Here is an 18,442-nt window from a genome sequence, read left to right on the forward strand (position 1 = left end):
GCCTACTCTGGGACCGTGAACTGGTCCGTCGACGCGCCGATCGACGTCCTCCCGGAGCTGCCGCCGCTGCCGGCGGAGCTGCGCTCCGCCCTGGACGACGCCCTCTCCCGTCCTGCCCAGCAGCAGCCCGACTGGCCCGACCCGGCGGGCGTCGCCGACGTGCGCAAGGTGCTCGAGTCGGTCCCGCCGGTCGTGCTGCCGCCCGAGGTGGACCGGCTGCAGGACCGGCTCGCCGCCGTCGCCAACGGTGAGGCGTTCCTGCTGCAGGGCGGGGACTGCGCGGAGACCTTCGTCGACAACACCGAGCCGCACATCCGGGCGACGATCCGCACGCTGCTGCAGATGGCGGTCGTCCTCACCTACGGCGCGTCGATGCCGGTCGTCAAGGTCGGCCGGATCGCCGGCCAGTACGCCAAGCCGCGCAGCAGCGCGATCGACGCGGCCGGGCTGCCGTCCTACCGCGGGGACATCGTCAACGCGCTCACCCCGGACCCGCAGGCCCGCATCCCGGACCCCTCCCGGATGATCCGCGCCTACGCCAACGCCTCGGCCGCGATGAACCTCGTGCGGGGGCTGACCGCGACCGGTATGGCCGACCTGACCAAGGTGCACGACTGGAACAAGGACTTCGTGCTGACCTCGGCCGCGGGGGTGCGCTACGAGGCCGTCGCCGCCGAGATCGACCGCGCCGTCCGGTTCATGGACGCGTGCGGCGTGCAGGACCACAACCTGCACGAGGTCGAGTTCTACGCCAGCCACGAGGCGCTGCTGATCGACTACGAGCGCGCCATGCTGCGCCTGGACACCGACCGCGACGGCGGCGAGTCGCCCCGGCTCTACGACCTGTCCACGCACTTCCTCTGGATCGGCGAGCGCACCCGCCAGCTCGACGGCGCGCACGTCGCGCTGGCCGAGCTGCTGGCCAACCCGATCGGCATGAAGATCGGTCCGACGACGACGCCCGACCAGGCCGTCGAGTACGTCGAGCGGCTCGACCCGCACAACCGGCCCGGCCGGCTGTCGCTGATCTCCCGGATGGGCAACGACAAGGTCCGCGACGTGCTGCCGTCGATCGTGGAGAAGGTCACCGCGTCCGGGCACAAGGTCATCTGGCAGTGCGACCCGATGCACGGCAACACCCACGAGTCCTCGACCGGGTACAAGACCCGGCACTTCGACCGGATCGTCGACGAGGTGCAGGGCTTCTTCGAGGTGCACCGCACCCTGGGCACCCACCCCGGCGGCATCCACGTCGAGGTCACCGGTGAGGACGTCACCGAGTGCCTGGGCGGCGCGCAGCGGATCTCCGACACCGACCTCGCCGGCCGGTACGAGACGGCCTGCGACCCGCGGCTGAACACCCAGCAGAGCCTGGAGCTGGCGTTCCTGGTCGCGGAGATGCTCCGCGGCTAGTGCGTGACGGGGTCAGCCCGCCGGGGAGGTGCTGGCGCGCACGGCCAGCCGGGTGGTCAGCGGCGCCGGCCCCGGCGTGCCGGCGCCGGTGAGCAGCGCGCTGAGCCGCCGCGCGGCGGCCCGGCCCAGCTCCTCCGCGGGCAGCGCCACGCTGGTCAGCGGCGGCGCCGTGACCTGCGAGTACGGCAGGTCGTCGAACCCGGCGACGGCGAGATCACCGGGCACGGCCAGCCCGAGCCGGTGGGCGGCGGCCAGCACCCCGTAGGCGAGGGTGTCGGCGGCCGCGACGACGGCGGTGGCGCCGGCGTCGCGCCAGCCGGGCAGCGCGTCGACCGCGGTGTCGGCGGCGTCCTCCAGGGACAGCCCGGCGCGGACCGGGGCGTCGCACGGCGGGTCCTCGTCCCGGTCGTGGCCGGTCCCGAGGACCGTGACGCCGTGCTCGGCGGCGACCGCCCGCAGCAGGGACCGGCGCAGCGCGAACGTCGCCGAGGGCGTCGAGCCGTCCAGGTAGGCGACGGTCCGGTGCCCGGCCGCGGCGAGGTGCCCGACCAGGGCCCGAACCCCCGGCCGCAGGTCGAACGTGACGGTCGCGGCGCGGTCCTCGAAACCGGGGGCGTCCAGCAGGACCAGCGGCGGGCCACCCGGCTCGAGCTCGTCCAGCAGCGACCGCGACGGGGCGTGCACCAGCAGGCCGGCCGGCCGGAACGCGGCGATCCGGCGGACGTCGTCGGCGGACGGCTGCGCCCCGCCGGCGATCACCGACAGCATCAGCTGGTGGTGGTCGCCCAGGCCCTCCCTGATCCCGGTCGTCACCCGGCCGAAGTAGGGGTTGGGCAGGTCGGGGGCCAGCAGCACGACCAGGTCGGTCCGGCCGCGCGCCAGCGAGCTGGCCGCGTGGTCGACGACGTAGCCGAGCTCGTCCACCGCCGCCCGCACCCGCTCGGTGATCGCCGCGGATACCCGGCCGCGGGACTTGCCGTTCACCACCAGCGACACCGTCGAGATGCTGGTCCCCGCGCGTTCGGCCACCATCGCCGCGGTCACCCGCTGTCCCCCCGGTCCGGCCACCCGGCGAGGCTACCTGCCACGCCGGGGCGTCGACCGCTCCCCGGCGACGCCGATAGGTTGGTGCCGTGTCCCGGTCAGAGTCCGTCCGGTCGACCGGCAACTCGGTCGACGCGTTTCTCGCGGCCCACGATCCCGACGGCTCGCTGCGCCGCCTCGACCCCGTCATCACCGCGGCGCTACCGGGCGGGGCCCGCAGGATGTGGGAAGGCGTGCTCTGGGGCGGGACCCACCAGTCGATCATCGGGTACGGCGACATCGAGCAGCCCCGCCCCCGCGGCGCGCCCGTGTCCTGGTTCCTCGTCGGCCTCGCCCGGCAGACGAACCACCTGAGCCTCTACGTGCACGCCGCCGAGGGACGCGACTACCTGTCGACGTCCTACGGACCGCGGCTGGGGCGGACCCGGGTGGGTGCGGCGTCGATATCCTTCCGGTCGGCCGCCGACCTCGACCTCGCCGTGCTCGACGAGATGGTCCGGCACGCCGGGCGGCTCGTGGAGTGGCACTGAGGCCCGGCGGTCGAGGGCCGAAGCAGCGGTACCGAGGCCCGGCGGTCGAGGGCCGAAGCAGCGGCACTGACCTGCGTGATCATGCACGGTGCGGGCGGTGGCGAACCGGATCGGGAGGGCACGCATGAGCAGGGTGCTGGTGGTGGGCTCGCTGAACGCCGACCTCGTCGTGCGGACCGAGCGGTTCCCGGCGCCGGGGGAGACGGTGCCGGGGGAGGACCTCGCCGTCGGCCCCGGCGGGAAGGGCGCCAACCAGGCGGTGGCGGCCGCACGGCTGGGCGGTGACGTCGGCATGGTCGGCGCCGTCGGTGACGACGCGCACGGCGAGCTGGTGCGCGAGGCCGTCGCCGCGGCCGGCGTCGACGCCGGCCGGGTCGCGGTCCGCGCCGGCGCCCGCACCGGCACTGCCGTGATCACCGTGGACGCGGCCGCGGACAACACGATCGTCGTGTCGCCGGGGGCGAACCGGACCCTGTCCGCGGACGACCTGCCGCCGTTCGACGGGGTCGCGGTGCTCACCCTGTCGCTGGAGATCCCGCTCGGCACGGTGCTCGCCGCGGCCCGCGCCGCCCGCGCGGCCGGGACGACGGTGGTGCTCAACCTGTCGCCGTACGGGCCGGTACCCGACGGGCTGCTCGAGGCCACCGACGTGCTCGTCGTCAACGAGCACGAGGCGGCCCGGCTCGGGACGCACCCGGTCGCGCGCACCGTCGTCACCCGCGGCGCGCGGGGCTGCGACGTCGACGACGCCGGCGCCGTGACCACGGTGGACGCGTGGCCGGTGGACCCTGCGGACGCGTGCGACAGCACCGGGTCGGGAGACGCGTTCCTCGCGGCCGTCGCGGTCCGGTTGGCCGCCGGGGACTCGCTGCCCGCCGCGGCGTGCTACGCGGTGCGGGCGGGCGCGTTCGCCGTGACCGTCGCGGGTGCGCAGCTGCCGGAGATCACCGGGCCGGTGCGGGCACGCTTCGAACTCTAGGCACCAGCCCTACAGGACGGTGAGGGTGACGGTGTCGCCGGGATCGGCGGCGTCCCCCGCGGACGGATCCTGGTCGATCACCTGGCCGTCCCGGCGGCCGAACGGGAAGCTGCGGTCCACCTCGACGTCGAAGCCCTGCGACTCCAGCAGCTCCTCGGCCTCGTCCGCGCTCATCCCGATCACGAACGGCACGTCGGTGTCCTGCTGCTGCCCCGGCGGTGGTTGCGGTGCCGTCGGGCGCGGCGGCGGGGCGTCCACGGGCTCCTCGCCGCGGCTGGTGACCAGCGTGACCGGGGCACCGCCGGGCAGCCGGGTGCCGGCGGGCGGATCGGTGCGGATCACCGCGCCGGCCGGGACGTCCGCGCTGAACTCCTCGGCCGCCGTCGACCGGACGGGAGTGAGCCCGGCCCGGCGCACCGCCTCCTCGACGTCGGCGACCGCGCTGCCGGCCGCGACCTCCGGCACGGCGGGCCGGCCGGTCGAGACGACGAGGGTGACCGTCGAGCCGCGCAGCACCCGGGACTCGGGGGCCGGGTCGACCTCGGCGACGACGTCCGCGGCGACGTCGTCGTGCGCCCGTTCGGTGATCGACGGCGTGAGGTCGGACTCGGCGACCAGGGCGGTCGCGCGGTCCCGGTCCAGCCCGGTCACCGCCGGCATCGTCGTCCACCGGCCCGAGCCGAGCCACCACGCGCCGGTGCCGGCCAGCGCGGCCAGCAGGACCAGCAGCACCATCCACAGCGCGAACCCGCGGCGGCCGCGGCGGCGCTGCGCGCGCAGCTCCGACCGGGACAGCGCCTCCGGCTCCCCGGCCGGGGTGACCGCGGTGCCGTGGGCGCCGCGGGGCCGGATGCCGGACGCGGCCCCGTCCGACTCGGCCCGGACCCGGCGCGGTGCGGCCGGGAGGGTCACGCCGTCGTCGGGCGGTGGCGGGCCGGGCGGGCGCGGGACCCCGGCGCGGGGCAGGCCCAGCCGGTCGGCGACGTCGAGGAGCTCGCGGCGGAAGTGCTCGGCGTCGACCGGACGGTCCTCCGGGTCGCGGGCGGTCGCGCGGGCGACCAGCGCGTCCACCTCGGCCGGCAGCCCGGGCACGGTCGCCGACGGGGGCGGGACGTCCTCGTTCACGTGCCGGTAGGCCACCGACAGCGGGTTGTCCGCGGTGTAGGGCGGCTGCCCGGTGAGCATCTCGTAGAGGACGACGCCGGCCGCGTACACGTCGCTGCGCCCGTCGGCCCGCCCGGTCATGACCTGCTCGGGCGAGAGGTAGGCCATCGTCCCGAGGATCATCCCGGCGTGGCTGACGCCCGCCTCCGCGGCCGCGGTGAGCAGGCCGAAGTCGGCGACCTTCACCTGCCCGCTGGACGCGATCAGCACGTTCTCCGGTTTCACGTCCCGGTGCACCATGCCCAGCCGGTGGGCGCGGGCCAGGCCGGCGAGCACCGGTTCGAGCGTGCGGACGGCGGCGGGCAGGCCGAGCGCGCCGCGGGCGCGCAGCACGTCCCGCAGCGTGCCGCCGTCGACGAGCTCCATGACGACGAACAGGCTCGGCTCGCCGAGCGGCCCGGCCGGGACGGTGCCCCGGTCGTACACGGCGACGACCGACGGGTGGTCGATCCGGGCGGCCAGCCGGGCCTCCCGGTCGAAACGGGCCCGGAACGCCTGGTCGCCGGCCATCCGCGGGTCCATGACCTTGATCGCGACGGCACGTTCGAGCCGGGTGTCGGTGCCGTGGTACACGGTGGACATGCCGCCGCGGGCCAGCACCGGTCCGACTAGGTAGCGGCCGTCGAGCAGCGCGGGGCCGTCGGCCGCGACCCGGCCGGCCGCACCCGGCGTGCCGGGATCGGCCGGTCCGGACGGTGCGCTCACGGGAGGGAAGGCTACTTCAGCGGCGGTCACCGTCCGTGCGGGTGGTCCGGCGCGTCCGGGTGTGGCACGCCGTCCGCCCTCCCGCGTGCGGTCACCGACGGTCCGCCCGGCGACGCCGGGTGGGACGGCGGCGTGCCGTGTGCAACAGTGTCCGGCTGTGAGCGAGTCCCTCCCCGCGGCTGTCACCGAGGAGACGCTGAGCGTCTCCGACGTCGCCGCCCGGCTGTCGATCCCCACGTCCCGTGTCATCCAGCTGGTGCGGGACGGCCAGCTGCTGTCGCTGAAGCACGAGGGCGAGGTGGTCGTCCCGGCGGCGTTCCTGTCCGGCGACGACGTCGTCCGCGGCCTGGCCGGCACGATCACCGTGCTGCGCGACGGTGGCTACGACGACCGCGACATCCTGGCCTGGCTGTTCACCGAGGACGAGTCGCTGCCCGGCTCGCCGATCGGGGCGATCCGGGCGGGCCGGCACAAGGAGGTCAAGCGGCGGGCCCAGGCGATGGCGTTCTGAGCCGCTCGCCGGCCTGCCGCCCGCGGGCGGCGAGCGCCCGGGCGAGCCCGGGCAGCGCGACCGCGGCCCGGCGCCGGGGCGGCACCGCGACCCGGCGGCGCAGCACGTCGTAGCCGGCGGCGGTGATCTCGTCGAGGATCCCCGCGTAGAGCATGCGCGCCGCCCGGACGCACTCGCGCGACACCGGCTCCAGCATCGGGATCCCCGGGTCCGCGCGCCGGTAGGTGGCCCGGGTGCGGGCGACGAGGTGCGCGAGCGCCCGCCGGATCCGCGAGTCGGCCCGTCCGGTGCGCCGCGACCAGGCGAGGAGCTCGCGGTCCACCCCGAACGCGGCCAGCTCCGCGGCCGGCAGGTAGACCCGGCCGCGGTCGAGGTCCTCGCCGACGTCGCGCAGGAAGTTCGTCATCTGGAACGCCACCCCGAGCAGGGCGGCGTGCGGCTCGGCCTCGGCCCGCGGTACCACGGTCCCCAGCACCGGCAGGGTCTGCAGCCCGATCACGGCCGCCGAGCCGTGCACGTAGGTGGCCAGCGCCGCGTCGTCGGCGTAGCCGGTGACGGTGAGGTCCATCCGCATCGAGCCCAGGAAGTCCCGGAAGAGCTGCGGGTCCAGGTCGTACCGGCGCGCGGTCTCGGCGACCGCGAGGACCTCGGGGCGGCTGCCCGGCGCTGGAGTACCGGTGAACGCGGCGGCCAGCTCGGAGTCGAGCGCGTCGAGGCGCCCGCGCGGGTCGCCGCCGCCGGCGCCGCCGGGGTCGTCGACGATCTCGTCGGCGTGCCGGGCGAACCCGTAGAGGGCGTGGACGTCCATCCGGCGCTCTGGGGGGAGCAGGCGGGTCGCGAGGAAGTAGGTGCGGCCGTGCGCGGCGTGCAGGGCCCGGCAGGCGGCGTACGCGGCGCGCAACGCGGGATCGGTCAGGCCGGCGGCGTCGAGCTCGGCCCGGCCGGCCCGGTCAGCCCCGGCCCGGGACACCGTCGCGCCCCACCGGCGCGCCAGGCCGGCCCGGTCCGAGCGGGTCCGGGCGCAGCAGCGAGACCGCGGCCAGTGCCGCGGCGGCGGCGCACAGCAGCAGGTACGGCCACGCGTACAGCGCGGTCTCGCCGTTCGGGAAGTAGACGATCATCAGCCAGATCGAGCCTGCGATCACCCACTGCAGCCCGCGGGCGCTCCACGCGGTCATCGCGAGGATGCAGAAGCCCCAGCTCAGGTACCACGGCAGCGTCGTCGGCGACAGCACGGCGGCGAACGCCATGGCGATCGCCGCGTTGCGGACGGCGACCGTGCCGCCCTCGCGGGCCCGCCACCACAGGGCCACGATCACCAGGGCGAGCACGCCCCCGCCGATCGCCCGGGAGACGTCGACGAAGGCCTGCTCGTTGAGGTCGTCGACGACCATCCCGAGCAGCCCGGCGGCTGCCTGCCCCGCACCGGTGGACCACGACAGCCAGTTCACGATCATCGACGGGGCGCTCAGTGCGGGCAGCCAGCCCAGGCCGAACCCGGTCACCCAGGTGCACGCGCCGAACACGGCGAGGAACACCGCCACCGACGGGACCCCCGCCCGGAGCAGCCGCGACCAGAACCCCCCGGTGCGGCGCGCCGCCCACACCAGCACCAGGAACGGCAGGATCAGCCCGGCCGACGCCTTGACCGCCATGGCCAGCGAGGCGACCGCGACCGCCGCCAGGTGCCGGTCGCGCAGGGCGAGCAGCGCGGCCAGCGGGAGCAGCCCCACGACCAGCAGGTCGTTGTGCACGCCACCGACCATGTGGACGATCATCACCGGGTTCGCGACGGCGATCCACAGCGCCACGGCCGGGCGCCCGCCCAGCCGGCGGGTCAGCGCGGGGAGCACCGCGACCAGCAGCGCCACCCCGCTGAGCAGCGCGATCCGCATCGCGATGACGCCGAGGAGCACGTGCTGCCCCACGAGCAGGACGATCCCCTGGGCGAGCAGGATGAACAGCGGCCCGTACGGCGCCGGGGTGTCCTGCCAGAAGAAGTGGACGTTGTCGGTGAAGGCCCCGCCCATCACGTCCGGCCCGTGGACGTACGGGTCGAACCCGGCCAGCGGCAGCGCGCCCTGGGCGAGGTAGCTGTACGGGTCCCGGGTGAACAGCGGCGGCGTGACCAGCATCGGGAGCACCCAGGCCCCGGACACCGTCAGGACCGCGCGGCCCCCGGTCCGGCGGGCGAGGACGTCGCGGCCCAGCCGCACCCACGCCCAGACCATCAGGGCCAGCCCCGTGTAGATGACGAGCGAGGCGAGCATCTGACCGTGGCCGTAGCGCCAGAACGACAGCCAGGAGTCGCCCAGCAGCGGGTCGCGCATCGGGATCCCGCCGCCGCCCGGGGCACCGAGGAACATCAGCAGGGTGCCGGCCAGGCCCAGCAGCAGGGTGCGCCGCGGCGGCCGGCCGAGCCGGTCGCCGAGCCCCTGCCGGCCCGACGGCGCGGTCCCGGTCCGGGGGTCGCTCACGTCGCCGGACGGGACGGAGCCGGGGGCCGCCGGGCGGGGGAGCGAGGGCGAGGGCTGGGCGGTCATCGTGGGTGAATCATCCCACGGGCGGTCCGGCGCGGTCGGTCCGACCCGGGGTGCCGGACCCGCCGCGGAGCGCCGGTGAGGTGCACGAACCGGGCCGCGGGGACTAGTGCCCCGTCAAGCAACGTTCGGCACGGAACTCGGCGGCCCAGGCGCCCGCCGGCGGCGTTGCCGACCGGGCCGAGTACCTCCGGTACTGGGTCCGGCCGGCGCCTTGCCGGCGAACCCCTGGATCCACCGATTTCCGCACCAACGTTGCTTGACGAGGTACTAGCGCGCCGCCCGGGACCCCGCACCGCGGCCGGCGTGCGCGGCCGGGCGGGGCCCGGTGATCCGCTCGGCCGCCAGCCGGCCGGAGATCAGCACGGGGGGGATGCCGACCCCGGGCGTCGTGCCGCAGCCGGCCAGCACCGCGTTCTCCACGCCGCGCACCAGGTTCCGCGGCCGGAACGGGCCGGTCTGGGCGAGCGTGTGCGCGGCCGAGAACGGCGTGCCGGCCGCCATCCCGGCGGCCGACCAGTCCCGCGGGGTCCACATCCGGGTCCAGCTCGGCGTGGCGGAGCCGTCCACCAGGCCGCGGTCGGCCAGCACGCCGGCGAGCTCCTCGGCGTAGGCCGGGCCGACCCGTTCCCAGTCGATGCCCGGCGCGACCGCGGTGTTCGGGCACGGCGCGAGGACGCCGAGCAGCTCGCGCCCGGCGGGCTGCAGGCCGGGGTCGGTCACGCCCGGGCGGGTGACCAGCAACGACGGGTCGGTCATCAGGCGGCCGTCGTCGATGATCTCGCGGAAGGTCCGGGTCCAGGCGGCGCCGAACGAGATCGTGTGGTGGCGCCGCGCCGCATCCGCGCGTGGTGCCGGCATGCCGGCCTGCACCACAACCGCCGACGGCGACCAGCGCAGCCCGGCGGGCCGGCGCGGCGCCCGGCCGAGGAGCCCGTACGCGACCGGTAGCTCGGGGGTGAGCACGACCGCGTCGCACGGGATCTCGGCGGTGTCGGTGCCGCCCGGGCGGGTGTCGCCCGCGCCCGTGCCGTCGGAGCCCGCACCCGTGCCGCCGGGGCCCGTGCCGTGGGCGCCGGAGCCGTCCGCGCCGGGGCCGTCGGTGCCGTGGTGCTGGACGGCCGTGACCCGGCCCCCGGAGCGGACCAGGCCGGTGACCGTGCGGCCGTAGTGGATCTCGGCGCCGGCGTCGGCGGCCGCGCCGGCCAGCGCCGCGCCGACCGCCCGCATCCCGCCGCGCGGGAACCACACCCCGGCGACCGTGTCCATGTAGGCGATCACCCCGTAGGCGCCCAGCGCCTGGTGCGGGGCGACCCCGGCGTACAACGCCTGGAACGAGAAGATCCGCCGCAGGCGCTCGTCGGGCAGCAACCGCGCCACCCGCCTGCCGAGCCGGCCGAACCCGCCGAGCGCGACCACCCGGGCCAGGTCCGGCCCAGCCAGCGACCACGGCGAGTCCATGTTCGCGTCGATGAACGCGTGCATCTCGGCCCGGTACAGGTCGGTCAGCCAGCGGCGCAGCCGCCGGTAACCGGCCGCCGACCCGGGCCCGCAGGTGACGCGGATCTCGTGCTCCATCGCCGCCGCATCGGTGTGCACGGCGATCGCCGACCCGTCGGCGAACTCGGCCCGGTAGGCGGGATCCAGGCGGACCAGGTCGAGCCGGTCGGCCGCCGTCTCACCGACCGCGGCCAGGGCGGACTCCAGCAGCTCCGGCATGGTGAGCACGGTCGGGCCCGTGTCGAGCCGGTACGTGCCGTGCGCGTCGGTGACGTCGAGCCGGCCCGCCCGGCCCCCCGGGAACGGCTCGCGTTCGACGACCGTCACCCGGCGGCCGGCCCCGAGCAGGTGCAGGGCCGCCGACAGGCCGGCGAGCCCGGCGCCGACGACGACCACGTGGTCGGTGCGGCCGCTGACCTGCCTCACCACGCCCGCCGGGTGGCGCGCTCGGCCAGCTCGAACAGGCGCGACCGGCCCGGCTCGGCGACCGGCGCGGCGTCCAGCGCGTCGAGCGCGGACCCGGTCAGCGCGGCGATCCGCTGCTCGACGGCCTGCACGGCGCCGAGCTCGGTCAGCACCGACCGGACCCGCTCGAGATCCGGCTCGGGGTTCCCGAGCGCACCGCTGACCACGTCGTACGCCGCCCGGTCCGCGCGCTGCTCGGCCCGCTGCAGCGCCGAGGCGACCAGCAGGGTCCGCTTACCCTCCCGCAGGTCGTCGCCGGCGGGCTTGCCGGTCACCTTCGGGTCGCCGAACACGCCGAGCAGGTCGTCACGCAGCTGGAACGCGACCCCGATGTCCGCGCCGTAGCGCCGGTAGGCGCTCACGACCTGCGGGTCGGCCCCGGCGATCGCCGCACCCAGGTGCAGCGGGCGTTCGACGGTGTACGCGGCCGTCTTGAACCGGTCGATCTTGAGCGCGGAGGACTCCGCGGTGTCGCCGGAGGCCTGGGTCACCACGTCGAGGTACTGCCCGGCCAGGACCTCGGTGCGCATCGCGCGCCACGGCTCGGCGGCCCGCGCGTGCGCGCCCTCGGGCAGCGCGGCGCCGTGGAACATGTCGTCGGCCCACACCTGGGCCAGGTCGCCGACCAGGATCGCGACCGCCGCGCCGAACCGGGCCGGCGGCCCGGACCAGCCGTTCGCCGCGTGCGTGCGGGCGAACTCGACGTGCACCGTCGGGCGGCCGCGGCGGGTCGCGGAGGCGTCCATCAGGTCGTCGTGCACCAGGGCGCAGGCCTGGACGAGCTCCAGCGACGCGATCGCGGTCAGCACACCCTGGGCGTGCTCGGCGTGCGGATCCCCGCCCGCGCCGCGCCAGCCCCACCAGGCGAACGTCGGCCGGAGCCGCTTGCCCCCGCCCAGGACGAACCCGGCCAGCGCGTCGGCGGCCTGCGCCACGCCCGGGTCGATGCCCAGCACGTCGGTGCGGCGCTGGTCCAGGTAGCCGGCCAGCACCCGCTCGACGTGCTGGGGCAGGGCGTCGTCCAGCGGGGCGGGGCCGGTCGCGGTGACGTCGGCATTCTGGGACGAAGCGGACACGGGAGCAGCGGGGTCGACCACCCACCCAGGCTATCGGTGGGGTCCGACCCTCACCTGCCGGCCGCGGTGACCAACGGCTCCGTGGCCTACGCCGGGGGGACCCGAGCACGTATGGTCGGCCGCGTGACGACGACTTCTGCATCCACGGTGACCGAACGGATCAGTGTCGACCGCCCCTTCTTCGCGGTGGAGTTCTTCCCGCCGAAGGACGACCAGGGTGAGGCGGACCTCTGGCGGGCGATCCGCCGCCTGGAGGTGTTCGACCCGGCCTACGTGTCGGTGACGTACGGCGCGGGCGGCTCCAGCCGCGACCGCACCGTGCGCACCGTCGAGCGGATCGCCACCGACACCACGTTGTGCGCGATGGCCCACCTCACCGCGGTGTCGCACTCGACCGACGAGCTGCGACACGTGATCGGATCGCTGGCCGCGGCCGGTGTGCGCAACATCATGGCGCTGCGCGGCGACCCGCCCGGCGACCCGCTGGGCGAGTGGGTCAAGCACCCCGAGGGCCTCGAGTACGCCGACGAGCTCGTGTCGCTGATCAAGCGGTCCGGGCCGTTCTGCGTGGGCGTGGCCGCGTTCCCGTACGGCCACCCGCGCTCGGCCGACCTGCAGTCCGACACCGAGCGGCTGCTCGGGAAGTTCCGGGCCGGCGCGGAGTTCGCCGTGACCCAGCTGTTCCTGGAGCCGGAGGGCTTCCTGCGGCTGCGCGACCGGGTCGCCGCGGCCGGGTTCGACCAGCCCGTCATTCCCGGGATCATGCCGCTGACCTCGGAGAAGACCTTCTACAAGGGGCCGGAGCTGTCCGGGTCGCCGCTGCCCGACGCGCTCGTCGAGCGGCTGTCGCCGTACTCCGGGGACGCGAAGGCGTTCCGGGCGGCGGGCATGGAGGTCACCGGCGAGCTGTGCGAGCGGCTCATCGCCGAGGGCGTGCCGGGGATCCACTTCTACTCGCTGAACCGGTCGACGGCGACGACCGAGCTCGTCGAGCGGCTGGGCCTGGCCGAGCACCACGGCGCGGCCGCCGTGACCGACCGCGGCGAGACCGAGGCCGTCCTGCCGGTGTAAGGGCGCTGCGCGCTCGTGAGTGGTTGTCGCGGCCGGGACCGCGACAACCACTCACGAGCTGTGTACCGGCGGGTTCCGGTCGCGGCGCGCCAGCAGGACGGCCGCGCCGCCCGCCACCGCGACCAGCGCGGCCAGCAGCAGTGACCAGCCCACCACCGACGGGGCGTTCGGGTCGGTGGCGAGCACCGACGCGTTCAGCGGCGACACCTCGCCGGGGGCGAACGTCCAGGTGACGGTCCCGCCCTCGGCCTCGCCGTCGGTCTCGACGACCTCGCCCGGGAAGCTCAGCGCCAGCCGGACGTCCGAGCGGTCCACCGGCATCGTCGTGAGGTCCGCGCGGCCCTGCACCACGATCCGCTCGCCGACCCGGCGCATCTCCAGCCGGGCCCGGCTGCCCGCGGGGCCGCCCATGGCGTTGAGCTGGGCCACCTCGGCGAAGGTCAGGCCGCTGAACGACACCCGCGACCCGACGAACCCGTCCCGGTCGTACGACCCCACGTCGACCTTGCCCTCCAGCTCGGGGGGCACGGTGATCTCCGGGCCGGAGCCGCCGGGCGCGCCGTCCGGGGTGGCGACGACGATCTCGCCGTCCACCGTGTCGTCGGGCTGGACGGCCATCGCGACCTGCACCCGCGTGCAGCCGGTCAGGGCGAGGAGCGCGAGCACCACGAGCAGCACCGCTGCCTTCGACCGGGCCTTCGTGCGGTGGCGCGCGGGGGTGCGGGGGAACGGCATGCGGGTCATCGTGCCACCCGGACCCGGCCGGGCCCGGGTCACGCCGGGGTGTGTGTCGGGTGATCCGTCCCGTGGGCCGGCGGGAGCAGCGGCAGCTCCCGGCCGAGGACGGCGAAGGGCCGCGGGTCGCCGGTGAACAGGTGCTCGCGCAGCACGTCCCGGAAGCCGGTGCGCCGGTAGAGCCGCCACGCCCGGCCGGGCTCCCGGTGGCCGTACTCGGGGGTGGAGAGCAGCATCCGGGCCCGGCCGGCGTCGCGGGCGAGCGCGCGCAGCAGCTGCTCCCCGATCCCGGAGCCCTGGGCACCGGGGTGCACGTGCAGCTCGGTGAGCTCGAAGTAGTCGGTCAGCCAGTCGGTGCCGACGGTGTGCGGGTCCCCGCGGCGGGCCCGCAGCCCGCGCCGGACCTCCTCGAACCACCACTGCCCCGGGCCGCCCCAGTAACCGTAGCCGATCCCGGTGAGCCGGTTCCGCTCGTCCAGCCAGCCGACCGCGCGCCAGCCGGGGCGGTAGGAGTGCTCCAGCCACAGCGACCGGCGCTGCCGCAGCGTCGAGCGCGGGTATCCCATCGCGGTGACGTAGATGTCGATGGCCTCGTCCAGCCGGTCGGCGAACTCGCCCCGGCCGAGGCCGACCAGGCGCGGGCGGGCCGGCGCCGCGGTCACCGCCGGCACCGCCCGGCGGGGTCGGTGTCCGGATGCATGGACCCATCACATCACGTCCGGCCGGGTCCCGCGGGCGGGGGAGTGCCGGACCTGGCGCGACGACCCGTCCGGCCGACTTGACGCGGGATCGAACACGCGTTCTACTAGAGGTGTCGAACGCGCGTTCGACGCCCGGGCGTCCGGCCGGCGGAGTGGGGGAAGCACTCCGTCGCCGGGCGTCCCGGGGCCGGAGCCGGGGAGCGGGAGCCGAGGCCCGCCGACCGGGAAGGGGCGTGGTGGTAGTGGGCGGCTTCTCGCGACTGTTCCGAGGGCGGCAGCCGGCTGCCATCGACGTGCGCTGGCAGAACGGCGAGCCGGTGGAGTTCCAGCGGCGCCCGTCGCGCCGCGGCGAGCGGTTCCTGGTCACCGGGGTGCGGGACCAGTGGATCGAGGAGTCGCCGTGGCCGTTCCCGTCGCCGATGCCGATCGGCGGGGACCGGCTGAGCTGCTGGCGTGTGCTGGCCCGGTCGGTGGCCGAGCCACACGAGCCACCCCGCGAGGTGGTGCTGCGGATGCGGGCCGGTCCCGGGGTCTGGGACCTCGTGCGGCTGAACGACTGACGGTGGAGCGAGCACGGGAGGTGCGCGAGATGGGCCGGACGATGGAGCTGGATCTGCGGTTGCCGGCGACGGCGCGGGGTGGGCGGGCCGCCGGTGCGCCGGTCACGGGGGACGTCCCGGGGCCGCGCCGGCCGGCGGTGCGGGCCGGGACCGACGGGACGCGCCGGGCCGACGGGCTGTGGCCGCTCGACCGCCCCGCCCGTGCGGCGCGGACGGCGGACGCGGTCGCCGGCGGGGGCGTGCCCGCGCCCCGGCGGCCCGGTGGCGGTCCGGCGCCGCCGCCGTCCCGGGACGCGCTCGCCCTGCTCCGGCAGGCCGCCGACCAGCTGGCCGAGGCGCACCGCGAGACCGAGCCGGTGCGCCGGTACCCGGCCGCCTACCTGGCGGCGTTGCGCGCCGGCGCGGCCGTGCTGGCGATGCGGGCGCGGCCCCGGCCGCGGCGCGGGGCCCCGCGCGACGTCTGGCGCCTGCTCGCCGAGGTCGCGCCGGAGCTGGAGGAGTGGGCGACGTTCTTCGCGTCCTGCTCGCGGGCGCGCGCGGCGGCCGAGGCCGGCATCGACCGGCTGGTGGACCGGCGCGGGGCCGACGACCTGCTGCGGCAGGCCGAGCAGTTCGTCACCCGGGTGCAGCGGATGCTGCCCCGGTGACGGGCGGGCCGGGAGTCAGGCCGAGGCGGCCGGCCGGTCCCGGGAGGCGCTGCGCAGCACCCGCCCGAGCAGCGCGGAGAACACGGCCGACACCTCCCGGGCGCCGGGCGTGTCCCAGTCCTGGATCGGCAGGCAGGCGCCCTGGGCCTGCTGCACGGCCGACCGGTCCGGCAGCACGCTGTTGAACACCAGCGGGCCGAACAGCTCGCGCAGCTCGGCGATGCGGAACTCGTGCTCGCTGTTCCGCGGACGCACCCGGTTCACCAGGACACCGAGCGGCTGCAGGCGGTTGTTCGAGCGCTCCCGCTCGGTCTGCACCGCGTCGAACGCGCGCTGCACGCCGGACACCGAGAACATCGTCGGGTCGGTCACCAGGATCGCCCGGTCCGCGGCGGACAGCGCGCTGCGGGTCAGCTGGCCCAGCGAGGGCGGGCAGTCCACGATCACCAGCCGGTAGCGCTCCTCGGTCAGGTCGTCACCGTCACCGCCCAGCAGCTCGTCCGCGATCCGCTGCAGCGCCCGGTCCAGCCGGTGCAGCTGGGCCGCGCCCGGATCCGGGTGGTTGTGCCGCTCGGTCTGCTCCGCGCCCACCATCACGTCGAGGCCCTCACCCCAGGCAGACGGTGCGATGGCCCGCTCGACGACCGCGCGCCGTGGCTCGTCGAGCACGTCGGCGACCGTGGCCGTGGTCGGTTCGGGATCCAGCGCGGTGGTGGCGTTGGCCTGCGGGTCGAGGTCGACCACCAGGGTGGACACGCCGTGCCGCTGCGCGGCGCCGGCAAGACCCAGCGCCACGGTGGTCTTCCCGACGCCGCCCTTGAGACTGAGCGTGGCGACGACCTGCACCCGGTCAACCTACCGCGTGGTCACCGTCGTCGTGCACCGTGGCGTCGTGCACCGCGGCGTCGTGCACCGCGGCGTCGTGCACCGCGGCGTCGTGCACCGCGGACTCGTCGGAGGGCGTCCGGCGGCGCGCCGGTGTGGCGCGGGCGCGGGCCGGCCGGCACACGGCCTAGGCTGCCCGCGTGGAATTGCCGACACGGGAGCAGGCCGGGGCAGCGCGCGGTGCTGCCGTGTCCCGGGTGCTGGACAGGGAGATCGCTCGCGTCCGCCGCGAGACCGGCAGCACCACACCCCGGGTGCTCGACGTCGGTGGTGGCAGCGGCACCTGGGCGGTGCCGCTGGCCGTCGAGGGCTGCGCGGTCACGGTCGTCGACACGAGCCCGAACGCGCTCGCGACGCTGGCCCGGCGGGCCGACGAGGCGGGCGTCACCGACCGGATCACGCCGGTGAACGGGGACGTCGACGGCCTCGCCGACGTCGCACCGGTGGACGGCGCCGACCTCGTGCTCGGGCACGGCCTGCTCGAGGTCGTCGACGAGCCCGGCCGGGTCCTGACCGCGCTGGCCGCCGCGGCGGCCCCCGGCGCCGCGGTCTCCGTGCTGACCGTCGGCCGCTACGGCGCTTTCATCGCGAGGATCGCGACCGGGCGGCTCGCCGAGGCGCGCCGGCTGCTCACCGACCCGCACGGCCGGACCGGTCCGGACGACCGGCTGGAGCGCCGGTTCGACGCGGGCCAGCTGCGTGAGCTCGCCGCGGCCACCGGGCGCCTGGAGGTCGAGACCGTCCAGGGCGACGGGACCCTCGAGGCCTGGCTGCCCGGCCCGGGCCAGGACGGCGAGACGGCCGGACGGGACGAGCGGGACGAACTGGATGCGCTGGCGTCCGCGGTCCCGGCGCTCGGCGAGGTCGCCCCGCGGTTGCACCTGCTCGCCCGGCGGTACTGAGCGGGGGGGTGCCGCGGGCGGCGGGCGTACGGCTGCCGTCGGTCACCGTCCACTCACCGTTCCACCCTGCGACCGACCCCGTTCGGGGAGCCGCGGACGGCCCGGAGTGAGCAACGACACGTCGCGCCACGCCGTCCACTCGACGATCAGTCGGTCGGGTTGGCCGGTCCGGGTGGTCGCGGCACGATTCGCCTCGTACTCTTGGTCCCAGACGCCCAGGTGGGGCGCCCGTCGTGCGGTCGGGGCAGGGATGTCCCGGTCGACACGGCCTACCGTCCGATTTCGTGTGCCGGAGGTGAAGGCATGCCGCTCTCCGAGCACGAGCAGCGCCTGCTCGAACAGATCGAACGGGCCCTCTACCAGGAGGACCCGAAGTTCGCCTCATCGGTGAGTGGCAAGCGGATGAGCAAGCCCGCTCGCCGGCGCCGGATCCAGGGGGCCGTGCTCTTCGTGCTGGGCCTCGTCATGCTCGTGGCCGGGATCCCGTTCCAGGTGCTGTACCTGGGCGACATCCCGCTGCTCAGCGTCATCGGGTTCCTCGCCATGCTCGGGGGAGCCCTGCTCGCGGTCACCTCGATCGGCGCCCGCGGCAAGGAGGCCGAATCGGCCGAGGGCGGCGCCCCGCCCTCGAAGGACAAATCCGGTGGGGAAAGCGGCGGCTTCACCAACCGGATGGAGGAGCGCTTCCGGCGCCGCTTCGAACAGGAGTGACGCGGCGGCCGGCGGGCTGCCCACCTGACGCCCGGCGGGGCGGGACAACACATGTCCCGCCCCGCCGTCGTGTGCCGTGAGGCCGGCCGGCACCTCGCGGGACCGGTGCACGCTCCCGCCCCCGGATCCGCGCGAGGCGCACGGTTCGGCCCGGTCGGGGCGTCATCGTGCGGGGTCGTTGGCGCCCAGCGCGGTGACGTGCGCGGTTTGGCCCTCGGCGGGGCGCGATCGTGCGGGTCGACGGGGCGCCGTTCGGTGAGGTGGACGGTTTCGCCCCGGGCGGGGCGGGAGCGTGCGGGTCGC

The 18,442-nt window shown here is 76.1% G+C and carries 18 protein-coding genes; 9 read left to right on the top strand and 9 right to left on the bottom strand.

Annotation, left to right across the window (positions count from 1 at the left end):
* The first annotated feature begins 15 nt into the window (after positions 1 to 15).
* Complete coding sequence (locus H7X46_RS09540) at positions 16 to 1,413, top strand: class II 3-deoxy-7-phosphoheptulonate synthase (protein ID WP_186359063.1); 1,398 nt, start codon at positions 16 to 18, stop codon at positions 1,411 to 1,413.
* A 12-nt stretch (positions 1,414 to 1,425) separates the two neighbouring features.
* On the opposite strand, the gene H7X46_RS09545 is transcribed toward H7X46_RS09540, so the two are convergent.
* Positions 1,426 to 2,481, bottom strand: a complete 1,056-nt coding sequence (locus H7X46_RS09545; RefSeq protein ID WP_222131255.1) for a LacI family DNA-binding transcriptional regulator — start codon at positions 2,479 to 2,481, stop codon at positions 1,426 to 1,428.
* A 65-nt stretch (positions 2,482 to 2,546) separates the two neighbouring features.
* Between H7X46_RS09545 and H7X46_RS09550 the strand changes: the two genes are divergently transcribed.
* Positions 2,547 to 2,987 carry a DUF1801 domain-containing protein gene (locus H7X46_RS09550; protein WP_186359064.1) on the top strand — a complete coding sequence of 147 codons (441 nt, stop codon included), beginning with the start codon at positions 2,547 to 2,549 and terminating at the stop codon, positions 2,985 to 2,987.
* Between the two features lie 124 nt (positions 2,988 to 3,111).
* Positions 3,112 to 3,966, top strand: a complete 855-nt coding sequence (locus H7X46_RS09555) for a ribokinase (RefSeq protein WP_186359065.1) — start codon at positions 3,112 to 3,114, stop codon at positions 3,964 to 3,966.
* 9 nt (positions 3,967 to 3,975) lie between these two features.
* Here the strand turns inward: H7X46_RS09555 and pknB are convergent, their stop codons facing one another.
* Entirely contained in the window at positions 3,976 to 5,835 is a 1,860-nt protein-coding gene (gene pknB / locus H7X46_RS09560) for a Stk1 family PASTA domain-containing Ser/Thr kinase (protein WP_186359066.1), read from the bottom strand.
* A 157-nt stretch (positions 5,836 to 5,992) separates the two neighbouring features.
* Between pknB and H7X46_RS09565 the strand changes: the two genes are divergently transcribed.
* Entirely contained in the window at positions 5,993 to 6,346 is a 354-nt protein-coding gene (locus H7X46_RS09565; protein WP_186359067.1) for an Rv2175c family DNA-binding protein, read from the top strand.
* On the opposite strand, the gene H7X46_RS09570 is transcribed toward H7X46_RS09565, so the two are convergent.
* The 4 genes from H7X46_RS09570 to H7X46_RS09585 form a co-directional block, all read right to left on the bottom strand.
* On the bottom strand, positions 6,315 to 7,316 hold the full coding sequence (locus tag H7X46_RS09570; protein WP_186359068.1) for a phytoene/squalene synthase family protein: 1,002 nt from the start codon (positions 7,314 to 7,316) through the stop codon (positions 6,315 to 6,317). The genes H7X46_RS09565 and H7X46_RS09570 overlap by 32 nt on opposite strands.
* A complete protein-coding gene (gene mptB / locus H7X46_RS09575) occupies positions 7,297 to 8,823 on the bottom strand; it encodes a polyprenol phosphomannose-dependent alpha 1,6 mannosyltransferase MptB (RefSeq protein WP_370588675.1) in 1,527 nt (508 codons plus the stop codon). Before mptB ends, H7X46_RS09570 begins: the two co-directional genes overlap by 20 nt.
* Positions 8,824 to 9,156: 333 nt before the next feature.
* Positions 9,157 to 10,812 carry a phytoene desaturase family protein gene (gene crtI / locus H7X46_RS09580; protein ID WP_186359070.1) on the bottom strand — a complete coding sequence of 552 codons (1,656 nt, stop codon included), beginning with the start codon at positions 10,810 to 10,812 and terminating at the stop codon, positions 9,157 to 9,159.
* The gene (locus tag H7X46_RS09585) at positions 10,809 to 11,927 is read right to left on the bottom strand and encodes a polyprenyl synthetase family protein (protein ID WP_370588676.1); all 1,119 of its coding nucleotides are present in this window, start codon (positions 11,925 to 11,927) and stop codon (positions 10,809 to 10,811) included. The genes crtI and H7X46_RS09585 overlap by 4 nt, the downstream gene beginning before the upstream one ends.
* 123 nt (positions 11,928 to 12,050) lie before the next feature.
* On the opposite strand from H7X46_RS09585, the gene metF reads away from it, so the two are divergent.
* Entirely contained in the window at positions 12,051 to 12,998 is a 948-nt protein-coding gene (gene metF, locus H7X46_RS09590) for a methylenetetrahydrofolate reductase [NAD(P)H] (protein ID WP_370588677.1), read from the top strand.
* Positions 12,999 to 13,049: 51 nt separating this feature from the next.
* Here metF and H7X46_RS09595 read toward each other — a convergent pair whose 3' ends face one another.
* Complete coding sequence (locus H7X46_RS09595) at positions 13,050 to 13,733, bottom strand: DUF3153 domain-containing protein (protein WP_186359072.1); 684 nt, start codon at positions 13,731 to 13,733, stop codon at positions 13,050 to 13,052.
* Between the two features lie 38 nt (positions 13,734 to 13,771).
* Positions 13,772 to 14,395, bottom strand: a complete 624-nt coding sequence (locus H7X46_RS09600; protein ID WP_370588678.1) for a GNAT family N-acetyltransferase — start codon at positions 14,393 to 14,395, stop codon at positions 13,772 to 13,774.
* A 332-nt stretch (positions 14,396 to 14,727) separates the two neighbouring features.
* Between H7X46_RS09600 and H7X46_RS09605 the strand changes: the two genes are divergently transcribed.
* Together H7X46_RS09605 and H7X46_RS09610 are read left to right on the top strand one after the other, a co-directional pair.
* Positions 14,728 to 14,994, top strand: coding sequence for a hypothetical protein (locus H7X46_RS09605; protein WP_370588679.1), 267 nt, complete (start codon positions 14,728 to 14,730; stop codon positions 14,992 to 14,994).
* A gap of 29 nt (positions 14,995 to 15,023) precedes the next feature.
* Positions 15,024 to 15,641, top strand: a complete 618-nt coding sequence (locus H7X46_RS09610; protein WP_222131256.1) for an SAV_6107 family HEPN domain-containing protein — start codon at positions 15,024 to 15,026, stop codon at positions 15,639 to 15,641.
* A gap of 15 nt (positions 15,642 to 15,656) precedes the next feature.
* Here H7X46_RS09610 and H7X46_RS09615 read toward each other — a convergent pair whose 3' ends face one another.
* Positions 15,657 to 16,487: a ParA family protein gene (locus tag H7X46_RS09615; protein ID WP_186359074.1), complete on the bottom strand. Its 831-nt coding sequence runs from the start codon at positions 16,485 to 16,487 to the stop codon at positions 15,657 to 15,659.
* A 185-nt stretch (positions 16,488 to 16,672) separates the two neighbouring features.
* Here H7X46_RS09615 and H7X46_RS09620 point away from each other — a divergent pair, with 185 nt between their 5' ends.
* A complete protein-coding gene (locus H7X46_RS09620) occupies positions 16,673 to 17,428 on the top strand; it encodes a bifunctional 2-polyprenyl-6-hydroxyphenol methylase/3-demethylubiquinol 3-O-methyltransferase UbiG (protein WP_222131814.1) in 756 nt (251 codons plus the stop codon).
* A 303-nt stretch (positions 17,429 to 17,731) separates the two neighbouring features.
* A complete protein-coding gene (locus H7X46_RS09625; RefSeq protein WP_186359075.1) occupies positions 17,732 to 18,139 on the top strand; it encodes a DUF3040 domain-containing protein in 408 nt (135 codons plus the stop codon).
* The last annotated feature ends 303 nt before the right edge of the window (positions 18,140 to 18,442 follow it).

Source organism: Pseudonocardia sp. C8 (assembly GCF_014267175.1).
GTDB lineage: Bacteria > Actinomycetota > Actinomycetes > Mycobacteriales > Pseudonocardiaceae > Pseudonocardia.

Bases quoted from the DNA above. Each gene is read 5' to 3' on its own strand.
- H7X46_RS09595 (WP_186359072.1), bottom strand. From the start codon at position 13,733: ATGCCGTTCCCCCGCACCCCCGCGCGCCACCGCACGAAGGCCCGGTCG.
- H7X46_RS09555 (WP_186359065.1), top strand. From the start codon at position 3,112: ATGAGCAGGGTGCTGGTGGTGGGCTCGCTGAACGCCGACCTCGTCGTG.
- H7X46_RS09625 (WP_186359075.1), top strand. From the start codon at position 17,732: ATGCCGCTCTCCGAGCACGAGCAGCGCCTGCTCGAACAGATCGAACGG.
- H7X46_RS09610 (WP_222131256.1), top strand. From the start codon at position 15,024: ATGGGCCGGACGATGGAGCTGGATCTGCGGTTGCCGGCGACGGCGCGG.